Source organism: Vibrio phycocola (genome assembly GCF_054404255.1).
Genome location: NZ_JBTAMQ010000002.1, coordinates 1 through 24,815 on the forward strand (window position 1 = coordinate 1; position 24,815 = coordinate 24,815).

General features: G+C 41.8%; 24 protein-coding genes and 4 tRNA genes. 11 read left to right on the forward strand and 17 right to left on the reverse strand.

Annotated elements, in window-relative coordinates:
* A partial coding sequence (locus tag ACXJY6_RS03575) for an Ig-like domain-containing protein (RefSeq protein ID WP_458767427.1) occupies positions 1–1,916 on the reverse strand: 1,916 nt, incomplete at its 3' end.
* A gap of 449 nt (positions 1,917–2,365) precedes the next feature.
* Here ACXJY6_RS03575 and ACXJY6_RS03580 point away from each other — a divergent pair.
* From ACXJY6_RS03580 to ACXJY6_RS03595, 4 genes are all read left to right on the forward strand, one after another.
* The gene (locus ACXJY6_RS03580; protein ID WP_456051972.1) at positions 2,366–3,682 is read left to right on the forward strand and encodes a TolC family outer membrane protein; all 1,317 of its coding nucleotides are present in this window, start codon (positions 2,366–2,368) and stop codon (positions 3,680–3,682) included.
* Position 3,683: 1 nt separating this feature from the next.
* Entirely contained in the window at positions 3,684–4,325 is a 642-nt protein-coding gene (locus ACXJY6_RS03585) for an OmpA family protein (protein ID WP_458767428.1), read from the forward strand.
* A 130-nt stretch (positions 4,326–4,455) separates the two neighbouring features.
* Complete coding sequence (locus tag ACXJY6_RS03590; protein WP_458767429.1) at positions 4,456–4,803, forward strand: DUF2750 domain-containing protein; 348 nt, start codon at positions 4,456–4,458, stop codon at positions 4,801–4,803.
* Between the two features lie 41 nt (positions 4,804–4,844).
* On the forward strand, positions 4,845–5,417 hold the full coding sequence (locus ACXJY6_RS03595; protein ID WP_456051969.1) for a nucleoside triphosphate pyrophosphohydrolase family protein: 573 nt from the start codon (positions 4,845–4,847) through the stop codon (positions 5,415–5,417).
* Positions 5,418–5,673: 256 nt separating this feature from the next.
* On the opposite strand, the gene btuD is transcribed toward ACXJY6_RS03595, so the two are convergent.
* The 7 genes from btuD to cobT form a co-directional block, all read right to left on the reverse strand.
* Complete coding sequence (gene btuD / locus ACXJY6_RS03600; RefSeq protein WP_458767430.1) at positions 5,674–6,429, reverse strand: vitamin B12 ABC transporter ATP-binding protein BtuD; 756 nt, start codon at positions 6,427–6,429, stop codon at positions 5,674–5,676.
* Entirely contained in the window at positions 6,416–7,411 is a 996-nt protein-coding gene (gene btuC, locus ACXJY6_RS03605) for a vitamin B12 ABC transporter permease BtuC (RefSeq protein ID WP_458767431.1), read from the reverse strand. The genes btuD and btuC overlap by 14 nt, the downstream gene beginning before the upstream one ends.
* A 94-nt stretch (positions 7,412–7,505) precedes the next feature.
* On the reverse strand, positions 7,506–8,537 hold the full coding sequence (locus ACXJY6_RS03610; RefSeq protein WP_458767432.1) for a succinylglutamate desuccinylase: 1,032 nt from the start codon (positions 8,535–8,537) through the stop codon (positions 7,506–7,508).
* A 112-nt stretch (positions 8,538–8,649) separates the two neighbouring features.
* Positions 8,650–9,264 carry a histidine phosphatase family protein gene (locus ACXJY6_RS03615; RefSeq protein ID WP_458767433.1) on the reverse strand — a complete coding sequence of 205 codons (615 nt, stop codon included), beginning with the start codon at positions 9,262–9,264 and terminating at the stop codon, positions 8,650–8,652.
* A complete protein-coding gene (gene cobU / locus ACXJY6_RS03620) occupies positions 9,261–9,806 on the reverse strand; it encodes a bifunctional adenosylcobinamide kinase/adenosylcobinamide-phosphate guanylyltransferase (RefSeq protein WP_458767434.1) in 546 nt (181 codons plus the stop codon). Before cobU ends, ACXJY6_RS03615 begins: the two co-directional genes overlap by 4 nt.
* A 9-nt stretch (positions 9,807–9,815) precedes the next feature.
* The gene (locus ACXJY6_RS03625) at positions 9,816–10,601 is read right to left on the reverse strand and encodes an adenosylcobinamide-GDP ribazoletransferase (protein WP_458767435.1); all 786 of its coding nucleotides are present in this window, start codon (positions 10,599–10,601) and stop codon (positions 9,816–9,818) included.
* Positions 10,602–11,630, reverse strand: coding sequence for a nicotinate-nucleotide--dimethylbenzimidazole phosphoribosyltransferase (gene cobT / locus ACXJY6_RS03630; protein WP_458767436.1), 1,029 nt, complete (start codon positions 11,628–11,630; stop codon positions 10,602–10,604). It lies immediately after the preceding gene.
* Between the two features lie 243 nt (positions 11,631–11,873).
* Here cobT and sbcB point away from each other — a divergent pair, with 243 nt between their 5' ends.
* The 4 genes from sbcB (at position 11,874) to purT (ending at position 15,712) form a co-directional block, all read left to right on the forward strand.
* Positions 11,874–13,298, forward strand: coding sequence for an exodeoxyribonuclease I (sbcB, locus tag ACXJY6_RS03635; RefSeq protein WP_456051961.1), 1,425 nt, complete (start codon positions 11,874–11,876; stop codon positions 13,296–13,298).
* 22 nt (positions 13,299–13,320) lie between these two features.
* A complete protein-coding gene (locus tag ACXJY6_RS03640; protein WP_456051960.1) occupies positions 13,321–13,686 on the forward strand; it encodes a CidA/LrgA family protein in 366 nt (121 codons plus the stop codon).
* Positions 13,686–14,372 carry an LrgB family protein gene (locus ACXJY6_RS03645; protein ID WP_458767437.1) on the forward strand — a complete coding sequence of 229 codons (687 nt, stop codon included), beginning with the start codon at positions 13,686–13,688 and terminating at the stop codon, positions 14,370–14,372. Before ACXJY6_RS03640 ends, ACXJY6_RS03645 begins: the two co-directional genes overlap by 1 nt.
* A 161-nt stretch (positions 14,373–14,533) precedes the next feature.
* The gene (gene purT, locus ACXJY6_RS03650) at positions 14,534–15,712 is read left to right on the forward strand and encodes a formate-dependent phosphoribosylglycinamide formyltransferase (RefSeq protein WP_458767438.1); all 1,179 of its coding nucleotides are present in this window, start codon (positions 14,534–14,536) and stop codon (positions 15,710–15,712) included.
* Positions 15,713–15,817: 105 nt separating this feature from the next.
* Here the strand turns inward: purT and ACXJY6_RS03655 are convergent, their stop codons facing one another.
* The 4 genes from ACXJY6_RS03655 to pheS all read right to left on the reverse strand — a co-directional run bounded on the left by ACXJY6_RS03655 (position 15,818) and on the right by pheS (position 20,672).
* Positions 15,818–16,444 carry a thiopurine S-methyltransferase gene (locus ACXJY6_RS03655; protein ID WP_458767695.1) on the reverse strand — a complete coding sequence of 209 codons (627 nt, stop codon included), beginning with the start codon at positions 16,442–16,444 and terminating at the stop codon, positions 15,818–15,820.
* Between the two features lie 110 nt (positions 16,445–16,554).
* A complete protein-coding gene (gene ihfA, locus ACXJY6_RS03660; RefSeq protein WP_456051957.1) occupies positions 16,555–16,851 on the reverse strand; it encodes an integration host factor subunit alpha in 297 nt (98 codons plus the stop codon).
* Positions 16,852–17,283: 432 nt separating this feature from the next.
* Positions 17,284–19,671 carry a phenylalanine--tRNA ligase subunit beta gene (gene pheT / locus ACXJY6_RS03665; RefSeq protein WP_458767439.1) on the reverse strand — a complete coding sequence of 796 codons (2,388 nt, stop codon included), beginning with the start codon at positions 19,669–19,671 and terminating at the stop codon, positions 17,284–17,286.
* 17 nt (positions 19,672–19,688) lie between these two features.
* Entirely contained in the window at positions 19,689–20,672 is a 984-nt protein-coding gene (pheS, locus tag ACXJY6_RS03670; protein WP_456051955.1) for a phenylalanine--tRNA ligase subunit alpha, read from the reverse strand.
* A 294-nt stretch (positions 20,673–20,966) separates the two neighbouring features.
* On the opposite strand from pheS, the gene ACXJY6_RS03675 reads away from it, so the two are divergent.
* The gene (locus tag ACXJY6_RS03675) at positions 20,967–22,103 is read left to right on the forward strand and encodes an amidohydrolase (protein ID WP_458767440.1); all 1,137 of its coding nucleotides are present in this window, start codon (positions 20,967–20,969) and stop codon (positions 22,101–22,103) included.
* Positions 22,104–22,417: 314 nt separating this feature from the next.
* On the opposite strand, the gene ACXJY6_RS03680 is transcribed toward ACXJY6_RS03675, so the two are convergent.
* The 4 genes from ACXJY6_RS03680 to ACXJY6_RS03695 all read right to left on the reverse strand — a co-directional run bounded on the left by ACXJY6_RS03680 (position 22,418) and on the right by ACXJY6_RS03695 (position 22,860).
* Positions 22,418–22,493, reverse strand: a tRNA-Gly gene (locus tag ACXJY6_RS03680).
* Between the two features lie 4 nt (positions 22,494–22,497).
* A tRNA-Leu gene (locus ACXJY6_RS03685) sits at positions 22,498–22,584 on the reverse strand.
* Between the two features lie 124 nt (positions 22,585–22,708).
* A tRNA-Gly gene (locus ACXJY6_RS03690) sits at positions 22,709–22,784 on the reverse strand.
* Between the two features lie 2 nt (positions 22,785–22,786).
* Positions 22,787–22,860, reverse strand: a tRNA-Cys gene (locus tag ACXJY6_RS03695).
* Between the two features lie 260 nt (positions 22,861–23,120).
* On the opposite strand from ACXJY6_RS03695, the gene ACXJY6_RS03700 reads away from it, so the two are divergent.
* Together ACXJY6_RS03700 and ACXJY6_RS03705 are read left to right on the forward strand one after the other, a co-directional pair.
* Entirely contained in the window at positions 23,121–23,372 is a 252-nt protein-coding gene (locus ACXJY6_RS03700; RefSeq protein WP_458767441.1) for a TIGR02647 family protein, read from the forward strand.
* Between the two features lie 24 nt (positions 23,373–23,396).
* A complete protein-coding gene (locus ACXJY6_RS03705; RefSeq protein ID WP_458767442.1) occupies positions 23,397–24,224 on the forward strand; it encodes an NAD(P)H-binding protein in 828 nt (275 codons plus the stop codon).
* Here ACXJY6_RS03705 and ACXJY6_RS03710 read toward each other — a convergent pair whose 3' ends face one another.
* Positions 24,225–24,803 (reverse strand): thymidine kinase, encoded by a 579-nt coding sequence (locus tag ACXJY6_RS03710; protein WP_456051951.1) that lies wholly within the window; start codon positions 24,801–24,803, stop codon positions 24,225–24,227.
* Between the last annotated feature and the right edge of the window lie 12 nt (positions 24,804–24,815).

A 24,815-nucleotide genomic window follows, 5' to 3' on the forward strand; every position in this document is an offset into this window, starting at 1 on the left:
TCAATCACATCACCGGTGTATTCTGTGCCGTTCACTTCTAACGTGACAATATCGCCCAGTGATGCATCGCCACCGACACTACCTGTGATGGTGACTGTGCCATCCGCTTCAGTGCCGTTAATGATGTCATCGTCGGTAATCGGATCGACGCTAATCGTTGCTGTCGCATCAGTATCAACACTGTACCCTGCAGTCTCACCAGCGTCATAAGTGTTCCCGGCATCATCAGTGCCACTCACACTTGCCGTCACACTGTTGTCTAACGCTAAATCGCTGCCTGCCACAGGAATTGAGTAAACTAAGTTACCCGCGCCGTCATCAATCACATCGCCGGTGTATTCTGTGCCGTTCACTTCTAACGTGACAATATCGCCCAGTGATGCATCGCCACCGACACTACCTGTTATGGTGACGGTGCCATCTGCTTCGGTGCCGTTAATGATGTCATCTTCGGTAATCGGATCGATGCTAATCGTTGCTGTCGCATCAGTATCAACACTGTATCCAGCAGTCTCGCCAGCTTCATAAGTGTTCCCGGCATCATCAGTGCCACTCACACTTGCCGTCACACTGTTGTCTAACGCTAAATCGCTGCCTGCCACAGGAATTGAGTAAACTAAGTTACCCGCGCCATCATCAATCACATCGCCGGTGTATTCTGTGCCGTTCACTTCTAACGTGACAATATCGCCCAGTGATGCATCGCCACCGACACTACCTGTGATGGTGACTGTGCCATCCGCTTCGGTGCCGTTAATGATGTCATCGTCGGTAATCGGATCGACGCTAATCGTTGCTGCCACATCAGTATCAACACTGTACCCAGCGGTATTAGTCGCCTCATAAGCGTTCCCGGCATCATCAGTGCCACTCACACTTGCCGTCACACTGTTGTCTAACGCTAAATCGCTGCCTGCCACAGGAATTGAGTAAACTAAGTTACCCGCGCCATCATCAATCACATCACCGGTGTATTCTGTGCCGTTCACTTCTAACGTGACAATATCGCCCAGTGATGCATCGCCACCGACGCTACCTGTGATGGTGACTGTGCCATCCGCTTCGGTGCCGTTAATGATGTCATCGCCGGTAATCGGATCGACGCTAATCGTTGCTGCCACATCAGTATCAACACTGTACCCAGCGGTATTAGTCGCCTCATAAGCGTTCCCGGCATCATCAGTGCCACTCACACTTGCCGTCACACTGTTGTCTAACGCTAAATCGCTGCCTGCCACAGGAATTGAGTAAACTAAGTTACCCGCGCCATCATCAATCACATCACCGGTGTATTCTGTGCCGTTCACTTCTAACGTGACAATATCGCCCAGTGATGCATCGCCACCGACGCTACCTGTGATGGTGACGGTGCCATCCGCTTCGGTGCCGTTAATGATGTCATCGTCGGTAATCGGATCGATAGTGATATTCACGACTGGCAAAACTGCGTCTTTCACCGATTCAGCTATAACTTCTGTAGCAAAATTACCGAGAGAAGAAACTTGCTCCTCCGATAATTGTGTTGCAAACGACGAAACCGTATCGAATTGAGTTTGTGCTATGGTTTCACTACCTGAGAACTCGACGGTATACGCTGATGTGATACTTGAACCTGAGGTACCACCAGCAGCTGTAGCGAACTCATCTCCCAATGCCGTGGGATCCAGTCCAGCCTCGATTTGAGAAATAATGTTATTTACATCCGCCGTTACATCAACAGGTTGTCCATCGATGATCTGCTTTGCTGAAAATTCACTTTCATCATTAATAGTGGTGATTTGGTCATGTTCGAGAACAACGACACCTTCAGCCATATCTGAGCTTGAATCGACGATAGACACATTACCTAGCTTGTCGATAACGACAATTTGATCAGCAGCTACATTTGCTAGTGTAAATAAAGTTCCGATACCCATAGAATTTGCCTCGAAGCTGTTAAAGTGACTACGTAATGAACCAGGTTCATTAGCACTTAACTATCTATAATAATTGTTTATTTTGACATTTACCTGACATTATAGCAGTAATCACACATATCGCAGTTTTTCTAATCTATATTTCGAATGGATTAACAAACTCTGACAAAATAATAGAGTAACGAGGAAAGCTCGATGAATATTTACTTGTTATAAATCAGAAATATAGATTCATCTATATTAGATATATTTAAATCACTAGGCTGAAGTAATTGTATTTCACATGCGTGGATTATTTTTATTTCCAAACCTAGAGTTCTGAATACGGTTGGTATATCCTTTATCGTTGATTATTAATAATTGTAGTTCACATTTATTTCTTACACTTGAGACCATCATTTTTATAAAATTGGTTTTATTTGCCTAGCCTGTTTAATAGGAGAAATGTCTTGAAAGCATTTCCACTCAAAATAGTCGCTTTTTCATTGTTGCTTGTTGGTAGTTCTGCTTACTCGCAAACATTGGAGCAAGCGGTCTCAGCAACTCTCGAGTCAAATCCAGAGTTAAAACAAGTTTTCAATGAATTTAAGAGTAAGGTTTCTGACTCCAACTCTTCTGCTGGTCGTTATTTACCATCTATCGATCTTGATGCAGGCATTGGATATGAAGCCATAAACCCTGCTGACTCACGCGGTACCGACGATACGGAAATGCTGCGAAAAGAAGCCACAATATCGCTTACTCAATTAATTTGGGATGGTTCAAATACATTAAATGATATGGACCGTACTGCTGCCGAAGCTGAAGCTCAACGCTACCAAGTGCTTGCGGATGCCTCTGATAAAGCTCTCGAGGTAGCAAACATTTATTTGGACACGGTTCAAGCATTTGAGTTAGTTCAATTAGCGGAAGATAACCTTTCAATACACAAGTCGATTTATCGTGATATTCAACGTCGCGCCGAGTCTGGGGTTGGTTCTACTGCTGATGTGAACCAGGCGGAAGCTCGTGTAGCAAAAGCTCAGGCCAACTTTCTTGCTGCACAGAATCAATTGTTTGACGCTCAAACTCAGTTTAAGCGTTTAGTTGGTGATGTTCCTCAAGATTTGATATTCCCAAATGCGGACCAAAATTATATTCCGGAAACACCAGAACTCGCATTGTCTCAAGCTTTAGAGAAACACCCGACATTGAAAGTTGCCCAAGTTGATGTCGATGCAGCTCGATTCCAATATGAGCAATCTAAAGCAAGCAGCTTACCAACGCTTTCGGTTGAAGCGAGCCATAGTTGGTACGATGACGCTGATGGGTTTGAAGGTCAGAGTACAGAAACCCTTGCTATGCTTCGCCTAAATTACAACCTTTTCAATGGTGGTAGTGATAAAGCGGATTCAGAAAGTGCAGCATACAAATTGAATCAAGCAAAGGATCTTAGAGAGAATACCTATCGTCAAGTAGAAGAAGGTATGGCTTTGTCTTGGAGTGCGTTAGAGCTTTCTATGCAACAAAAATCCTATCTTTCTGATCATGTGGATGCAGTGTCAAAAACGGTTATCGCTTATCAGAAACAATACCGAATTGGGCAGCGTACGTTACTCGATCTTTTAAATAGTCAAAATGAGCTATTCGAAGCTCGTCAAGATTATTTAGAGACAAAATATACTGAGCAATATGCAAAATATCGTGTATTAAATGCCTCAGGTTCTATACTTGATGCTCTACGTGTTGATATCCCTGAAGAATGGTCTGAAGAGGTGAAATATTAAAATGACTTATTTTAAGTATGCTTCGGCTCTACTATTACTCTCTTCATCATTAGCATTTGCTTCGGACATTGCTGATTCATCTAGTGATGAATATGAATATCTCGATGTTCCGGTCGCTAATCAACAATTTGATTTAAATGACGATGATGATGATGGTGTGATCAATGCTCGTGATTTGTGTCCTGAGACATCGATTCAAGCTAGTATCGACAATGATGGATGTGGTGCCTATTCAGATAGTTCTGACGAGAAAGCTCTTCATATCTTATTCTCGAATGCATCCAGTGAAATCAATCCAATTTTTATTGCTCAAGTCACTGAAATGGCGAGTTTTTTAAAGGAATTCCCAGCCGTAACTATCGAGTTAAGTGGTTTTGCAAGTAAAGTGGGTAACCCTGATGCAAACCTAGCGCTCTCTAAAAATCGTGCATTATCGGTACAACAGAAGCTGATTGATGAAGGAATCGATGCGAGTCGAATTTCAATTGTCGCATACGGAGATACACGTCTCGAAGCTGAAGGTGATGATCCGATTAGCCACGCTAAAAACCGTCGTGTTATTGCATCGGTAATTGGCCATAAAGGCGACATATCCAAACGATGGACAATTTTCACCACATTACCACGTCAAACAGACAACTAATGTGACGTTAATTTAAAGTAATTAAATGGCTAACATATGTTAGCCATTTTTATTTGTGTCTTCATTCTATTCATATCAATTTTCGCTTCGCAATGTTAACCTCCAATTTAAACTTTTAAGGGTAAACAAAATGGCTAGTCAATCTGAACAATATGCAGCAGAGATCTCTCAATTCATCTCTTCATCTCAATCAAATAAGCTAATTTGGGGATTAAGAGCCGACGATGGTTGGCTCTCCTGTGAATCACAAGATCTCACCAAAGAGGTTATGCCATTTTGGTCAACTAAAGAAAAAGCAAGTCAACATACCATCGACGAGTGGAGTGAATTCGAAGTCATCGAAATTCCCTTAGATATTTTTGTAGAAGATTGGCTGATCACCTTAGATGAAGATGATGTGCTGATTGGTATAGATTGGGATGAAAACCTCGTTGGTGCAGAACTTGAAGCAACCACAGTTACGCAGTTATACAAATAGAAAACCTTGTTACTCAAATATAGAAATATAATGGATTGAATATGCAATTTACCAAACTTACTCAACCCCTTTTTGACCACCTGTATCAAGATATTGTTGAATTTCGTTCAACATTTGATCTACCTGTAAACAATCGTTTATCGCTTGACCAAGCAGCGGATACCTTACACTCATCATTAGCGATTGAAGAGCTCACTGAACTGGCTGAAGCCCCAGATAAAGTTGAGCAAGCCGATGCGATTGTAGACACTGTTTATGTACTAATGGGCCGTTTAGTTCACCTCGGTGACGTTTCTATCAATGATAATATGGCCATTAGCTATCTGATTGAGTTACTGCTGCATGTTGCTGCTAATCGAGATATTGACTTTGTTCCGTGTTGGGATGAAGTACATAGCTCGAATATGAGTAAAGTTTGTCGTAATTTTGATGAATATAAAGAAACTGAGCAGTTTTATGCTAAACAAGGCGTGGAACTCATGCCCATTGAAAAATCGCCGTATATCATTGCAAAATGTGCACAAGACTTCCATGGAAATGGAAAAACGATACGCAAAGGAAAAGTACTAAAATCTGTATATTATCGTCCAGCGGATCTGGCAAGCCTTGTCTAACATAATCATCATTCCAAGGTTAAAATATTAAAATTGCGATAAAAAAAACCACCTTGACTTTCATCAGGGTGGCTAAGGAGACTTTATTAAAGCCTAACAAGAACGAGAATGTATCTCTTTAACTAATGCTATTTACGTGCCAAAAATACAAAACACCTCTAACCGACTGACATATAAAGAAATAATTGAATTTCATGACAAATGAAGACTAATTTACACATCAGTAACGATCGACGATCGTGCAAATTGCACCAAACTAGTCAAAGACCAAATGAGTTCGGTTATTTACCTTTACCGCCTTAACTGATGTATCAAAGATTTTTCCAATCAGATCGGGCTCGATCACTGAATTTACCTCACCAAAAGCTATTTGTTCCCCGTTATGGAGAACTAACGCCTTATCCGCATATTGAATCGCTCGGTTTAAGTCATGATTCGCAACCACAACCGCAATACCTAATTTCGCTACCTCATCGATTAATTGATACAGTAGCTTTTCCTGCCCAATATCAAGTGCAGCCGCTGGTTCATCTAAAATTAATAACTGAGATGAAGGGTTAAGCGAAGGCCAAACTTGAAGAAAAATCCCCGCAAGTCTGACTCTTTGCCATTCACCACCGGATAAATTTAAGATTGAGTCATTTAGCTTTTCACTTAATGATAAACGCTCAACTAAAAACCTCACTACCTGCTCAAACTCTTCTGGCTTAAAGTTGATATCTTCCGGGTGAGATAACATTAAATACTGATGCACTTTTACATGAAAGCTAGGTTGGTCGTTTTGACTTAAGTATGCTCTCAATGTTGCTTGACGTGATATCGACATTTGAAGAAGATCAGCACCAGCCATGTCTACTATGCCACGCGCGGGTAAAACCCCAGAAAGCGCCGCCAATAACGAGCTTTTACCACTTCCATTTGGGCCGATCAGATGTATTTTCTCCCCTTTCTCAATCGAAAACGAAGATGAATTTAAACGAGTATCAACAGACAAGTTGTTAACGATAATCATGGCTTTTTACTAACATCCAAATAAATACAGGTGCCCCAAATAACGTAGTGACAACACCTAACGGCAATTCCGCGTTTGTTAATACAGTTCGTGCAATTAAATCTGAAAACACGAGAAACATTGCACCAGCGACGGCTGAAGTGGGTAGCAAATAACGATTCTCTGTGCCAATAGCAAGGCGAACTATGTGTGGGATGACTAAACCGAGAAATCCAATAACCCCTGCTATTGCCACCGAGCAACCAACCAATAGTGATACAGCCACGATCAGTTTCCAGCGCAATTTATACACATCAATACCGAGTTGCTGAGCATGAATTTCTCCAAGCATAATCTTGTCCAATCGATTAGCCTGTTTGATTAGCCAATAGATTACGGGAAATGGAATTAGTAAGACATAAAATTGCGTAAAGCTCACCCCGCTTAAGCTGCCCATCAACCAGTACATTAACTGTCTTAAGCTAAGTTCGTCGGAAAAGTAAAATGCTAGAGTGACAATGGAACTTGAAATAATACCTAAAACCACACCCACAAGAAGTAGTCGGGTTGTCGACAATCGATGAACTCTTGCCATTGCCACTAAAACAACTGTAAAACTCATCGCACCTGCAATCGCTCCAGCCGTGTAGCCAAAAGTATTTGCTGCAAATGGAAAGAAAGTAATTAATACAACCATCGCGACGCTGGCGCCACCGGATACACCAATCACTCCCGGCTCAGCCAAGACATTTCTCAATAAAATTTGTAATGTGGCGCCACTAATTGCCAACGATGCACCAATAACAAGCGCCGCAACGAGCCGAGGAATACGCAATTGAAATAGAAGTTGTTGTTCAAGCTGGTCGAGTCCATCAAATGGATTAATAACAAGATCACCGACAAGTGTATAGCCGACGCTGAGTAACAACATCGCTATAGTCATTCGCTTGATCGTTGACGCCCATGACTTCTGCTCTTGTTCCGCTATTTGAGAGAGATTCATAATTAGAAAGATATTCTTAGAGAGTATTAATAAGGGACTCACCTTAACGGCTAGTCCCTAACTTATAAATTAAAAATTTTCAACTGGTGGTGAATTAATCGTAAACTAACTGGCCTTGTTCAAAGCGTCCGTTAACAAGACATACCATTAACGCAGCTCTTTCTCCTATGGCGACATGGGTATTCGGAAAAATAACGGCCTCTCCATCATTCTTTGCCATCAGCGGCTTATCACCATCATGACCAAAGACTTCACCATGGATAAACGACGTAAAATTCGCGACATCTTGATCAAATAAGAATTTAAAATCTTCATGCATTCGTATGATACTTCGACTGACACGATAAATCGGAGTGTTGGTGTGCTCGACATTAATCTTTTCATTGGCTAACAGCATAGTAAGCGCTGACGAAAACGCAGCCAGCTTCGCCAAATCGTTTTCACCAAAACGTCCTATTCGCCCTAGTTCCACAGTCACTGACTTCACTGCAAGTGTTGAAGCTGTATACCAACTAAATGTACTGGAAGGCGCGTTCGAAAGCACAACGGCTTCAATATTGCCAAGCTCTAGTACATCAAACAGCGCTTTATCTCGTACCGCATATCGCGACTTAGGACTTATTGCAAACGTAGTATGTTTTGAATCTCGTATCGCACAATGAAGATCGAAATGCCAACGCGACTCTATTGGAGTGTCATTCCAATATTCTTGAACAAGGTATTTAAGACTTTCAGCTAGCAGGTGTTCTTTCGTATCTTCTCGGGGAGTTTCATCAAACAGACGATTAAGGTTCTCATCAATATATCTTTTGTTTTGTTTAATCGCTTCAATATTGGCAATGATAAACAGGCAACGATGTGAGAGAGTGATATGTTCACTCTCAATGTCAGAGACCAACTTGTTTACGAGTTCAATAGGCGCTGTTTCATTACCATGAATACCACAGGAGATCACAATGCTCTTTGACGTACCGGGATGAAAATCAGCCGGAATAACTTCAAGAACACCATTTCGAAGTAATTTGAATACGGTGCCATTGGGACTAACAAAATTAACATCAGATGGTTCAGAGTGACTTTCTAGACTATCGGTTAAAAATGATTGTTTAAATAGAAAGTGATCCATTTAGCGCTCCCCGAATCGCACCTGAAAATTACCGAGCTAAAGTAATCGATGCAATTAACAATATAGTTTCTGTAATCGTAACATTAAGTTGGTTTTAATTGTGGCTAAATTTTCACAATGTGACACCAATACTCTTAACCAAAAAGTGATGATTACTCCCATCAAACGTCACTTGAATATGGCTAATAGATTGATTATCAATACCCAAACTAGTAACCCATTGTGGGTTAGCCCAATCGACATTAAGAACATGAGCAAGAATCATTCTTATCGTTCCACCATGAGCAATAATCAAAGTCTCTTCGGAAAGATCATTGATAATTGAGTGCCAAGCTTCAATACAGCGCTGATTAAACTGCTCCAGTTTTTCCCCATTTGGAAGATGGACAGACGCAGGGCTTTTCCAAAACTCTTCTAATGGCTGCCATTGATGCTTTTCCAGCGAATTAAACTCGACACCATCATAGATACCGAAATCCATCTCGCTTAAGTTAGGATTAACGTTTAGAACCCTTTCTTTATTGTATTTAGTAACCAATTTCGCCAGGTCATAACAACGACGCAAGGGTGAACTGTAAACCTGGGAAAATGAAATATCGCTGCTTTCAATACGTTTCGAAATTTCAAGTTGAAGCGACTCTTCAACTAAGACATCTGTTTGTCCATTGAGAGCTGGCTCTCCTAACGTTTTACCATGCCTTAGCAAATACACGTTAATTTGCTTCATAAAGAGCCTTTTAATGCCATAGGAATGCCAGCAACAACCAAAACGACATTATCAGCCACACTCGCCACTTTTTGATTCATCCATCCAGCATGATCAACGAACAGACGCGTTGCCTTCCCCATTGGTACGACACCAAAACCAACTTCATTTGATACTAAAATGACATTCGCATCACTGTTTTCCAACTTACCAACTAGTTGCTCAACTTTCTCTAATAATTCCAATTCCTCGATATCCCGCCCGTCATTGTAAATAACGTTATTTAGCCAAACGGTTAAACAATCGACTAAAATCGTGTCTTTTGTTGAAAACTGTTCTAGTTGTTGTGACAGGTTCACAGGAGCAAGATGCTCTTGCCACTCACTCCCTCTACGCTGTTGGTGATGAGCAATACGCGCTTTCATTTCGTCGTCAAATGCAACCGCAGTAGCGACGTAATGTAATGAAGAGCTGCCTTTTTTACTGTCATCAAGTTTTGCTTTGGTTTCTGCGAAGCTCGATTTACCACTTCTTGCTCCTCCCAATATAAGCGTGATTGGCATACAACTTCCTTATAACCACTGGACTTGATAACAAGCGATCAAACATGTGTAGATTAATAATTCACTAATTTGTTGAAATGCCCCTAAGCAATCCCCGGTGAAGCCCCCTAACCGTAATATTAACCAACGTTTAAGCAAAAAGCGGCTGACTAAAAGTAAAAGCGCAATAAGTAACATGACTTTAAACGGAAGAAACGCAAGTGGGATAACCCCTGTTAACACTATTACTATTAACTCCCCTAAAGACTGGCTTTGAGCTAAGGGCTTGCTTTTGCTCAAATCTAATTCACTTACATAGGGGGTATTATAAATAAGCGTTGCAGCTATGGCTCGGCTTGAAATGTACCCACATCCCAACACGATAAAAAATGAAATCGTGTTGGACTCTAAAATGGAAGATAAAAGCAAGAACTTACCCAGCAAGACAAGGACTAAACTTACCGCACCATAGGTCCCAATTCGACTATCTTTCATAATCGTAAGACGCTTATCAGCAGTCATGCCTCCACCAATACCATCGGCCATATCGGCAAGACCATCCTCATGGAATGCCCCTGTTACTAATACGCTCACCACCATCATGTAAAACAGTGAAATATTCACCGGAAGGATGGTTATTAGGCCTAAGAAGAAAACATAACAAACCAACGCAATCACAGCGCCAACGAGCGGAAAATAGCGGCCACTTTGATTCATTCGTTCAGGAGAATAAGGTAAGTTCATTGCAACAGGTATTCGAGTAAAAAAACTCAGCGCCAATAAAAATAGTTCCCATTGGTATTTTAATTGGGGCATTTAAACTTCAACTCCCGCTTCAGCAAAGCTTGCCATAGTATTGTAGAATTCAGCAGCACAACGTAATAATGGCACTGCTAATACGGCACCGGTTCCTTCACCAAGACGCAACCCAAGCTGCAACAAGGGTTTCGCGTTCATCTCATCTAATACAATCTGATGACCTTGTTCCTCAGACTGATGAGCAAAGATCATATAGTCGCGACATGCTGGGTCAATCCGCATCGCAATATAAGCAGCGGCGGTAACAATAAAGCCATCAACAATAACCGGCACACCATTTTCCGAAGCTGCAAGGAAGCCACCAACCAGTTGGGCAATTTCATATCCACCGACTTCGGCTAATACTTTGATTGGATCTTGAGAGTTGCATCGAGAAACGCCTTGCGCAACCAATTGACATTTTTTTGTATATTGCTCAGGTGTGATTCCTGTTCCCATGCCTACGCATTTCGATACATCTTGCCCACTCAATATAGACACTATTGCTGCAGCACTACTGGTATTACCGATTCCCATCTCACCAAACATAACGAGATTTGAACCATTCGTAATTAATGAGCCAACAAATTGTTTTCCGTATTCGATACCCTGTCTAGCAATATCAATAGTCATAGCTGGCTCAACCGCAAAATTATTGGTTCTATCACCTAAGCGTTGCTGAACGAAATTTTGGTGTTCTAACTCGACAGGTAAGAGTATTCCGGCATCGACAACATACAACTCCACGTTATTTGAACGACAAAAACAATTAATACCTGCGCCACCATTCAAAAAGTTAATCACCATTTGCTGAGTCACGGCACTTGGTGCAATGCTAACACCTTCTTCCGCAACTCCATGGTCGCCGGCAAAAACAACTGCGGTAGGTTTTACGATTTCAATGGTATCGACCAATGCCTCTTTACCTTGACTTTGGATTGTCGCGAGTTGAGCAGCAACCACTTCAAGCTGGCCCAATGCACCGAGAGGCTTCGTTTTTTGATCTATTTTAGTTTGAATTTGTGCCTGAAATTTGCGATCCAACATGACGTGTACTCTGAATAAAGCGATTGACGAATAATGTTTAAAAAGACTAACTTAACTATTTAATTGTTCGGAAATTCATTAGCTTAAAACATACATAATTACCAAGGTGTAATCGTATCACACCCAGTTCAATTATTGATATCTGAATAATATCTATTAGCTTATGAATCAATATTGTTTGCTTAGCAAATCAGCTAATGGTGTAATGATATAACATGTACAATTTTTCTATGAGCCATTTCGATGCCTTCCCAAGAACAATCAAGCTTTTTCTTCTTCGATTATGAGACCTGGGGAACCAGCCCAGCGCTAGATCGTCCTAGCCAATTTGCTGGTGTGCGCACCGATATGGATTTCAATATAATTGGTGAACCATTAGTTATTTATTGCCAACCCCCTATGGATTATTTGCCTAATCCAGAGGCTGTATTGATCACTGGTATTACACCACAAAAAGCCGTTCAAGAAGGACTACCAGAGCCTGAGTTTATTCGTTTAATTCATCAAGAAATGGCAAAACCACAGACGATCAATCTTGGCTACAACAATATTCGATTTGATGATGAAGTGACTCGTTATACCTGTTATCGCAACTTTATCGATCCCTATTCATGGGCTTGGAAAAATAACAATTCACGTTGGGATCTACTCGATGTGCTGCGAGCCTGTCATGCACTTAGGCCTGAAGGGATTGTTTGGCCTGATAATGAAGAAGGCTACCCAAGCTTCAAACTTGAGCACCTCTCGATTGCCAACGATATTGAACACGAAAATGCCCATGACGCGATGGCCGATGTCATTGCTACTATCGAAATGGCCAAGAAAATCAAACAAGCACAGCCGAAGCTATTTGACTATTTTCTTTCTATGCGCCATAAGAAAGCGCTCACCCCACTCATTGATATTGTCAATTTAACACCACTACTGCATGTCTCGGGAATGTTCGGTAGAGAACGCAATTATACTAGCTGGATTGTTCCATTTGCTTGGCACCCAACCAATAACAATGCGGTCATTGTTGTCGATCTATCGATGGACCCTACTCCTTTATTAACGCTAGATGCCGATGAAATCCGACAACGCCTATACACAAAACGACAAGATCTTGCGGCAGATGAGCTTCCTATTCCGGTCAAGCTCGTACACTTAAATAAATGCCCGATACTTGCCCCCGCGAAAACTCTCACCGCTGAAAATGCGCACCAACTTGGTATTGACCGTTCGAAGTGTTTAGAAAACCTAAATACTCTGAAAGCCAATCAAGACGTCCGCAGTAAGCTTACTGAACTGTTTTCACAACAAGAAGACTATCCAAAGTCTGAGAATGTCGATACACAGCTTTATAACGGCTTCTTTACTCCAGCGGACCGTTCTGCAATGGATATTATTCTAGATACACAACCTGAATTATTAGGGCAACTTGATATTCAATTTAACGATCAGCGAATCAAACCGTTACTCGTTCGTTACCGTGCTAGAAACTACCCTTCCACGTTAACACAGTTAGAACAGCAACAATGGGCAAGTCACTGTCGCGATTATTTCGATCAGAATATCGATAGTTATTTCATGAACCTCGAACAACTTGCAGAACAATATCAATCTGATGAAAAAAAACTGTCTCTGTTAAAGTCCGTATATCACTATGTCAGTAACCTTGTCTCCTAACACAATTAAAGAATAAAATTTAATGTCTCGAAATCCTGTTAAATACCTAATTTCCATGGCGATTATCTTCACGTGCTTGTATGCCGGCATTGGAATTCAGCAATTACTCGATATCGCTTTACCGGGTAGTATTATCGGTATGTTGATACTTTTTATTTTACTCGCATCGGGTGCCGTTCCTTCTGCTCAAGTTAAACCGAGTGCTACATTATTTATTCGCTATATGATGTTTTTATTTGTACCTATTAGTGTCGGGTTAATGGAGCATTTTGATACATTAGCAAATAACGCTTTGCCTATATTTGCTAGTGCTATAGGTGGTTCATTCATTGTGTTAATCGTGTTAGCTTTAGTTCTCGATCGCTCATTAAAGCGAGGCGATCAATAATGTGGCTATTGATCTCTTTGGTAATATTTATCTTTGCTCGCTGGTTAGCAAAAAAAGCCAAACATCCACTAGCAAATCCGCTTCTAATTTCGGTTTCTCTTATCATCGCGATATTAGTGGCGTTAGACGTGTCTTATGAGGACTATTACAACGACAACCTTTGGGTTAGCTATCTGCTTCAGCCCGCCGTCGTTGCATTGGCTTACCCACTTTATGAGCAACTTCCTCAAATCAAAGCGAATTGGCGAATTATCTTGTTTTCATGTGGTTTCGGCAGTGTAATGTCCATGGTCACCTCAGCAACCATTGCTGTCATATTAAATGCAGACATGCCGCTAGTCGCCTCGATATTAACGAAGTCGGTAACCACACCGATCGCCATGGAAGTCTCCGCACATTTTGGAGGAGAACCCGCTATAGCCGCGATTTTAGTGTTAGTAGTTGGACTCTTTGGTGCAATATTTGCCTACCCTATATACAAATTATTAAACATCACTCACCCAATCGCCCGAGGCCTAACCATGGGTAACGTCTCTCATGCACTAGGCACAGCAACCTGCGCTGAAAAAGACTCTCGCGATGCGGCGTTTAGCTCATTGGCGCTAGTACTATGCGGCGTAATCACCTCAGTCCTAGCACCTTTTTTCTACGCGTACGCAAACTGGCTCTATCAAATCATCCACTAATTACTACATTCTGATTATCGATAAACGACAACAATCATCCTGCACGAAATCGTTGTTTTAAGGCTCAAACATTGTCATAGGCAAACGTTTGCTTTTCAAATTAAATTCAGTATGATTGCGCCGTTAAATAGACTAAATATTTCGATGATGAGGAAATCCAGATGTTAGGCACAGCTACCAGTAACAGCGCCTCGAAAGTTCTTTTACTTGGCTCAGGTGAGCTTGGTAAAGAAGTCGCTATAGAATGCCAACGATTAGGTTTAGAAGTAATTGCCTGTGACCGCTACCCTAACGCTCCAGCAATGCAAGTTGCTCACAGAAGTCATGTATTTGATATGCTAGATGGTGATGCTCTCGCGAATGTTATCGATGAAGAAAAGCCTGACTTTATCGTGCCAGAAGTCGAAGCAATCGCCACCAGTAAACTCGTAGAACTCGAGCAGCAGGGTTTGAATGTTGTGCCTACAGCAAACGCAACTCGCCTTACCATGAACCGTGAAGGTATTCGTCGATTAGCCGCTGAAGAACTTAAACTCACCACTTCACATTACTACTTTGCCGACGATTATGCTCAGTTCGCACAAGCCGTTTCTGATGTCGGTATTCCTTGTGTCGTAAAGCCAGTAATGAGCTCTTCTGGCAAAGGACAAAGTATAATCAAATCACAATCTGATATTGAAAAAGCATGGGATTACGCGCAAGAAGGCGGACGAACTGGCGCTGGACGCGTCATCGTTGAAGGCTTCATTGATTTCGATTATGAAATTACCCTTTTGACTGTCAGAGCGGTCGATGGTATTCATTTTTGTGCTCCGATTGGACACCGTCAGGAAGATGGAGATTACCGCGAGTCATGGCAGCCTCAAGTCATGTCAGAAGCGGCCTTAAACGCTGCACAGGATGCGGCAGGCAAAGTCGTTGAAGCGCTTGGCGGCTACGGCATATTTGGTGTTGAACTCTTTATCAAAGGCGATACTGTTATCTTTAATGAGGTATCACCTCGCCCGCACGATACCGGTTTAGTCACCTTAGCATCACAAAGCATATCTGAATTTGCACTTCATGTACGTGCATTTACTGGGTTGCCGATTAATCAAATTAATCTTATCTCTCCGGCTGCTTCTGTTGCGGTCTTGGGACAAGGAACATCTGAAGATTTATCGTTCAGCAACCTAAATGAAGCGTTGAAAGTGTCAAACACTCAAATTCGCTTATTCGGGAAGCCAACCATAGATGGTCGTCGCCGTTTAGGTGTGACTTTGGCTACTGCTGAAAGTACAGGTCTAGCAAAAGAATTAGCAATTGAATGTGCGAGTAAAATTCAAATTCATTACAATTAGTTCTTTGGTGATTGATCGCTATTGACCTGACAAATCAAAAAAGTCACATCTACCATAAGTATGGTGAATGTGACTTTTTTCAATAGATATTGAAACGCTCGTTTTCTATTTACTATTTGGTCTAATTAGCCACACTCTCTCGCCATCGACTTTGTCATCAGGTAAAGCGACATACTCTAGCTCACGGCAGTCACAATTCACGAATATAGTTCGGATTTCGTTAGCCTCGACAGAAAATGGAGGTGACGGCTTATCAAGATTATGCTCAACACTAATAAGTAGTATCGAGCCTCCAGGGTTCACTAACGACAGCAATCGTTGAGCGTACTTCGCACGTACTTCTAACGGAAGTGCGATCAGCGCAGCTCTATCATAAACAATATCGACAGAGGGCAAAGGTGCTTTGAATACATCACCCTGATAAATTGATAATTCATCGAACTGATATAGACAGTTAAAACTATCAAGTTGAGTCACGGTCGGAGTATAGAATCGTTGAGCAAAATAACTTTTTACTGCAATATCACTTAATTCAACACCAACTACGTGTTGATGCCGCTCCGCAAGCCAATCTAAGTCTTCCGATTTCCCACATAGTGGAACTAACACCGAGCTCTCTTTTGAAGCGTTAGTTGAAGCCCAATGACGTTTCAACAAAGGGTGAATGTCTTCCAAATGAAAGCCAATTTTATTTGTGGCCCATTTTGTGTGCCAAAATTCATGATCCATAATAATTGAATTAATATAATCCGTCGCACAATGATAATGACCATTGTGGAATTAGAAAGGTTAGACAAGAAAGACACAGAAACAAAAGACCACATAAATGTGGTCTTTTATTTCTATTTATCAATCTCGATATTTTCTACACGAGCTTTTAATTTTTGGCCTGGACGAAATGTAACAACCCGGCGAGCAGAAATAGGTATATCCTCACCTGTTTTTGGGTTTCGACCTGGACGCTCATTCTTATCACGTAAATCAAAGTTACCAAAACCAGACAATTTTACCTGCTCACCATTTTCAAGTGATTTGCGAATTTCTTCAAAAAACACTTCAACCGTTTCCTTGGCATCTCGTTTACTGAAACCAAGTTTATCGAATAGGTTTTCAGCTAATTCAGCTTTTGTAAGCGCCATAAAATCCCCTCAAAGCTAGGCTTAACTTTACCGCTACCACGCGGCACCAAAGCAAACTTTACTCAGCCAATCAACAACATATCGGCTATGTAAATGAAGTGTATGCCAAGCTTCTGATTTACGCCAACTTTTTTAACCACAGAAGTATTATCTTTATTGATTTTAGCGTACAACTATTCCATAAAACCAGCAAGGATTTAGAGTAATAAGCTGATAATAAAGGAAAATTAGTGGTGAACTCCATCAAGAACATATACGACAGAAGATTTTATTGTTTTACATAATTTTGATAATTATCCAATTTAGGTCTCAAAATTGATAATTTCCAAGTTTTCAGTAAGTTGACATCATTCTGTATTAATATAAATAAATAAGACCGAGAAATACTCGGTCTTATGCATTATGCTAACACTATCATATTTGACGATGCGATTATTCTCTCAACGTGCCTTGATGACTCTCAACAACTGCTGCTATGACAGCCGATACACTTGAAGAAATTTCAGCCTCCTCCAACGTACGATCATCAGATTGGAGTGTAAGAGCAATCGCTAAACTTTTCTTATCATCATCGACACCTTTACCAACGTAGACATCAAATAGAGAAGCATCTGTCACCAATTCACCGCCAGATGATAGACAAGTTGCAAGGACATCTCCTGCCGAGACATTTTCATCAACAACAATCGCTATATCTCTACGGTTAGATGGGAATTTTGAAACTGTCGCAACTTCTGGAATCACCTTAGTTTGTATCGCAGACCATTCTAGTTCAAATACAACAGTTCGACCATTGAGGCCAAACTCACGTTCAAGTTGAGGGTGAACGGTACCAATAACACCGACCGCATTGCCATTAAATAAAATCGTTGCAGCCTGCCCAGGGTGCAGAGCTGGATGGTTAGTTGCACTAAAGCTGAACGCTTTTTCATTTGCTGTTAGCTCAAGTACTGCTTCCAAATCGCCCTTCAAGTCGAAGAAATCAACCGTTGCTGCTTCTAAGTTCCAATGTTCATCAGAACGAGGACCAGCGATAACACCAGCAAGCATTGGAGTCTGCGCCATGCCATTTTCAGCCGTCTCGTCCGGAACAAAGCGTAAGCCATATTCGAACAGGCGAACTCGCGACTGTTGACGCTTTTGGTTACGCACAACCGTATTTAATAAGCCCTGAATTAGACTTAGACGCATTGCAGACATGTCAGCTGAAATCGGATTTGGCAATACCAATGGTTCGATATCTGGCACGATCAGTTTTTGCTGCTCAGGCGAAACAAAACTATAGGTGATCGCTTCATGATAACCACGGTCAACCAAAAGATTGCGTACACGAGAAAGCGCAATATTCGCTTCCTTATGATCGTTCATTGATAGTGCCGCTAGCGGTGCTTGATTTGGAATATTATCGTATCCATAAATACGCCCTACTTCCTCAATCAAATCCTGCTCGATTTCGATATCAAAACGCCAAGTCGGAGCCGTAGCAGCCCAACCACCGTCGATCGTGTCAACCGACATACCTAAGCGCTGCAGAATCTCAACAACGTCAATATCTGGGATAACATGTCCAAGTAGACGATCGAGCTTAGTTCGACGTAGCGTTACTCGATTAGGCGTTGGCAGATCGGATTCCGATTCAACCGTGACGACTGGAGCAACATCTCCACCACAAATCTCTACCAATAACTGAGTCGCACGCTCCATAGCACTCGCTTGTAAAGCATAATCTACTCCACGTTCATAACGCATCGATGAGTCGGTATGTAGACCATAACTACGCGCTCTTCCTCGAATATCATCAGGAGAAAAGAATGCACACTCGAGCAAAATATCTTTTGTCTCAGAGTTAACCCCTGATCCCTCACCACCGAAAATTCCTGCAATAGCAAGCGCTTTGTTGTGATCTGCAACGACAAGGGTATTTGAGTTAAGTTTGGCTTCATTACCGTCAAGCAAAGTAAGCTTTTCATCTTGCTCAGCCATACGAACCACAATGCCACCGTCTATTTTTGCAAGATCGAATGCATGCATAGGCTGGCCTTGCTCGAGTAAAATATAGTTTGTTACATCAACAACTGGATCGATTGAACGAATACCACATCGACGCAATTTCTCTTGCATCCAAAGTGGCGTTTCCGCTTCGACGTTGATGTTTTTAATCACTCGCCCTAAGTAACGTGGGCATGCGTGAGACGCATCAACACGGATAGATACGGTGCTATCATTCTGACTAGAAACTGCATCAGATGAAGGTTCAGCCACATCCATGCGATTGAGAACACCTACTTCGCGAGCCATACCACGCAAGCTAAAGCAGTCTGCACGATTTGACGTTAGATCTACATCAATCGTTACATCGTTTAATTCTAGGAAACTTCGGATATCAGTCCCAATTGGCGCATTAGATGTTAGTTCAAGTATTCCATCTGATTCGACATCAATACCTAATTCACTAAATGAGCAAAGCATACCATGAGATGGTTGACCACGTAGTTTTGCTTTCTTTATCTTAAAATCACCAGGTAAAACGGCACCGACTGTGGCAACGGCCACTTTAATACCTTGTCGACAGTTTGATGCTCCACATACGATATCAAGCAACTCGTCTTCACCAACATCGACTTTTGTTACGCGTAGTTTATCTGCGTCTGGGTGCTGTTCACATTCAACTACCTGACCAACTTTAACACCAGTAAAGTTACCCGCTGCAGGAATAACATCATCGACCTCAAGACCAGCCATTGTAATTTGATGAGTTAGTTCGTCAGTAGTAACCGCAGGGTTGACCCACTCACGAAGCCATGATTCACTGAATTTCATTTTGTACTGCCCCTGAATTACTTAAACTGTTTAAGGAAACGAAGATCATTTTCGAAGAATGCGCGCAAGTCGTTTACGCCATAGCGCAACATAGTAAGGCGCTCAACACCCATACCGAAAGCAAAACCAGAGTATTTCTCTGGGTCGATGCCAACACTACGAAGCACATTTGGATGGACCATACCGCAGCCTAACACTTCTAACCATTTGCCATTCTTTCCTTTTACGTCGACTTCTGCTGAAGGTTCTGTAAACGGAAAATAAGAAGGACGGAAACGAACTTCTAAATCTTCTTCAAAGAAATTACACAAGAAGTCATTCAGAATACCTTTGAGCTGCGCAAAGTTAACATTCTCATCAACGAGCATACCTTCCACTTGGTGGAACATTGGCGTATGAGTTTGATCGTAATCGTTTCGATAAACACGACCAGGTGCAATAAAACGAATCGGTGGCTGACTCTCTTCTAATGTTCGAATTTGAACGCCAGAGGTATGAGTACGTAACATCAACTTAGGATTAAAAAAGAAGGTATCATGATCAGTACGAGCCGGGTGATCATCAGCAATATTCAATGCATCAAAGTTATGAAAATCATCTTCTATTTCTGGTCCAGACTGAACAGTGAAACCGAGTTCGCCGAAAAAGCTCTCAATTCGTTCGATAGTTCTAGTCACCGGGTGTAAACCGCCGTTCTCAATTCGACGTCCAGGCAAACTAACATCAATGGTTTCGGCTGCTAGTTTCTGTTCCAATTCTGCCGCTTGTAACGCTTCTTTACGCGCAGCTATTGCTTTCTGAACGGAACTTTTCGCTTTATTGATCTCTTGACCAGCTTCTCGACGCTCTTCCGGGGGTAATTTTCCGAGGTTTTGTAACTGAGCTGTCAGCTCACCTTTCTTACCTAAGTACTGAACTCGAACTTCGTCTAATACAACTAATGAATCAGCTGCATTAATTGCAGAACTCGCATTCGCAATAATCTCTTGTAGATGTTGCATCGTTTCCTCGCCTACCCTGTAGGTAGTTTCGACATCGGAATTGGGCGATTCCGAAAAAATCTGTTGGTTAATATAAAATAGCGGTACATAGTAACTAAAGCTGACATTGATTCCAAACTGAAATACGCTTTAAAAAAGATATAACGTTAAAAATCACCACACTTTGCTTAAGCTATTATTTAATGCGAAATAATAACACTTTTTGAGTCTCGAGATGTACTGTAAAGTGATTAAAAATCATCATAAATACTTCAGTCAACCTCGATAGCCTTCGACATATTTCAAGGAGAAAGGATGTCTCACTCCGAGTGGCAAATTAAACGTCATCAACTGCATCAGATTGCCGAATTATCTAACCACGAAAGTGCCACTGCCCAAGCTGTTATTGATACATTAAAGCAATATCAACCCAGTAAAATCATCACTCACGTTGGCGGCTATGGTGTATTAGCCATATACCAAGGCAAAAAACCAGGTCCAACGACATTATTTCGTGCAGAGTTAGACGCTCTCCCTATCGAAGAAAACCATACATTAGAATATCGTTCTCATCATACTTGTTGTGCACATAAGTGTGGTCACGACGGACACATGACAATCATTCTTTCTTTGGCAAAACAGTTACACAATACTCCTCCCGAAAGCGGACGAGTCATTCTTGCTTTTCAATCTGCAGAGGAAACCGGAGAAGGCGCTAAGGCAATGATTCAAGATGATGTATTTCGGCCTTATGTTCCAGATTACGCATTTGCACTTCATAACTATCCAGGGTTGGAACTTGGCCGAGTTGGTATTAAATCGGGTACATTCAACTGCGCATCAAAGGGGATGATCATCGAATTAACCGGTCATACTTCCCACGCAGCCTATCCTGAGCATGGTAATAGCCCTGCTATCGCAATGTGTGAATTGATTCAGCTTGCAAGCGATCTTCCAAATCAAATTGAAGATACTTGTTGGTGTACAGTGATATATTCAAAATTAGGTGAAATCGCTTTTGGTACCAGCCCTGGACAAGGCGTTGTAATGCTCACATTGCGAAGTGAAACCAACTTTACGATGAATCAGTTACAAGCTAGGTTAGCTCAGGCGGTTGAGAAACTCTGTTCCAAATATCAATTATCGTACGACATAAAATTCCAAGATGAATTCGACGCCACAACAAATGATGAATTAGCGACCAAGCTTGTTAGTAACTCCTGTGAAAAGCTAAATATTCAATATGACGTATTAAATCAGCCGATGCGGTGGTCAGAAGATTTTGGACAATTTACGGAAGTAGCAAGGCACGGAGCGTTGTTTGTTCTTGGAAGTGGCGAATCAACCCCACAGCTTCATCATCCCGATTACGACTTTCCAGACAAACTGCTCCCTATCGGGAAAGATCTATTTCTAGACTTAATCGAAAATATAAATCAATTTGAAAAGTAATAACTAAAAGCGTGACCTCGACCTTGGCAAGATTGCGCTCTGCTTAAATGTCAAAAACCCCAGCCATCAGGCTAGGGTTTCTAATTGGAGCGACACACGAGGTTCGCTTTCTCTTGAACTAAAAGCGTGACCTCAGCCTTGGCAAGATTGCGTTCTGCTTAAACGTAAAAACCCCAGCCATCAGGCTAGGGTTTCTAATTGGAGCGACACACGAGGTTCGCTTTCTCTTGAACCAAAAGCGTGACCTCAACCTTGGCAAGATTACGCTCTGCTTAAATGTCAAAAACCCCAGCCATCAGGCTAGGGTTTCTAATTGGAGCGACACACGAGGTTCGAACTCGTGACCTCAACCTTGGCAAGGTTGCGCTCTACCAACTGAGCTAGTGTCGCAAGATGGTGCCCCGGGCCGGACTTGAACCGGCACAGCGCGAACGCCGAGGGATTTTAAATCCCTTGTGTCTACCAATTCCACCACCAGGGCACACAATAACGCTGTATTGATGTACCGTCGACTGAGTTATCAGACACCATCTTTGATACAATAAATGTATCATTAAATTGTATAACGAAGCTCTGAAACATATCAAAAGCATCGCTTTGAAACTTGGAGCGACACACGAGGTTCGAACTCGTGACCTCAACCTTGGCAAGGTTGCGCTCTACCAACTGAGCTAGTGTCGCAATGGAGGCGCGTCCCGGAGTCGAACCGAGGTCCACGGATTTGCAATCCGCTGCATGGCCACTCTGCCAACACGCCCTTTACTACTAAAGGAAAATACGTAAAGAACGTGAGCTCCTTAGTACGGGGATGCATTCTACGGATTGGAGATTTTCAGTCAACAATTATTTTGCCCTTTTGTATTCGTTTGGCTAATTTACGCGCAATCAAAAACAAATTGCTGAAATAAGTGATAAAATCGTTGGTATTTCAAACTTTCATTCACGAGTGTCTGATAGATTAGGTTTAACACGTTATTTAAATCGCACAGTGCGGGCAACTTTCTAGAGGAATTACCGATGAAATACACTAGCCACCATATGGAAGAACTAAATCTATTACTTCAGTTTGATCTGAGCAGTCGTGCGACAGGAATCAAAGTGCACAATGATGCAAACAAAGAAACACTGGGTGCCGTAGAGCGTTTATATGCGAAAGGGTTATGCACCCTACCAGACGGTGGATATTTAACTGATGAAGGTATTGAAATTGCTCAAAATGCCGAAACTGTTCTTCGTGTTCTTCATGCTGCTCCATCATTTTCACATTAAGTAATGATAACGTTAGGTGCATAAATGTCAGTAATCACCGTAATTGGAGCTGGATGGCTTGGTCTACCTTTGGCAAAGCAACTTGCTATAAACCACACAGTCTATGCCAGTAAAACAAATGCACTAGGCCTAACCTGCTTTGATCAAACTGATATTCACGGTTTTGTTACTGATGTTTCCCTAACTACATGTGACCTTTTATCGCAACTTAACCAACAACGCTCCAATATTGTTATTGGGTGCTTCCCTCCCGGTCTTCGTAAAGGCCTCGGCGAACAATATTCACAAAACTGGCACACCGTTGTTGATGCTTGTAAGCAAGCAAGTATCGATAAACTCATAATGATTAGCACCACAGGGGTTTACCCTGACCTTGCGAATGAAATGGTTGAAACGGATGCAACATTATCTCTGGCGCAAACAAATTTAGAATTCAGTCTCAAAAGCCGAATGTTACTCGAGGCTGAAGAACTCGTCGAACAGTCAAATCTAAATACCGTAATCATTCGTTGTGGTGGGCTATTTGGTCCAAATCGACATCCTTCTCGATTTGTTAGGCACCTAAAAAAGGTAAGTCAGAAAGCTCCCGCGAATATGCTACACCTCAGTGACGCAATCAACATAATCGAATTCTCGATTGAGCAAATCAATAATGAGGTGATAAACGCTGTGTCACCACAAAAGCCGAGCAAAGCAGAGTTCTATAAAGCAGCGTCTAAGCAGATGGGAATTGAACTCAGTTTCCCACCTATCGTCGATATTGAAGACAAAAGTATTTGCGTCGATAAATTACTTAGGTATGGCTTTAAGTTTAATTACTTATCGCCTATTGACGCCATACCATTTTGTTAATTAACGACCTAGTGCTTGTTTAAAATGCGCACGACACATTGAAACATAACGATCGTTACCACCAATTGCCACTTGTGAACCTTCTCGTATAGGCTCGCCGTTTTGATTCAATCGCACCACCATAATTGCTTTTTTTCCGCAATGGCAAATAGTCTTAAGCTCTATTAACTTGTCAGCGCAGGCAAGTAAAGCTGCGCTCCCAGGGAACATCTCACCCTGAAAGTCCGTCCTTAATCCGTAACATAATACCGGCACTTTCAATTTATCAACAACATCGCTTAACGCCCACACCTGCGCCTTAGTCAGAAACTGTGCTTCATCGATCATCACACAGTGAACACCTTTTTCTTCGTGCTCTATTTTAACCTTTTCGAACATATCTGTTGCTTGATCAAAAAGTGCAGCATCTTGCTCTAAACCGATTCGAGAACTCACCTTCCCGACACTGTATCGGTCGTCAATCGCAGCAGTAAAAATCATCGGGTTCATCCCCCGCTCTTGATAATTAAATGCAGATTGAAGCAAAGTCGTCGATTTACCAGCATTCATTGCCGAATAGTAAAAATAAAGTTGAGCCAAAATAAATACCCG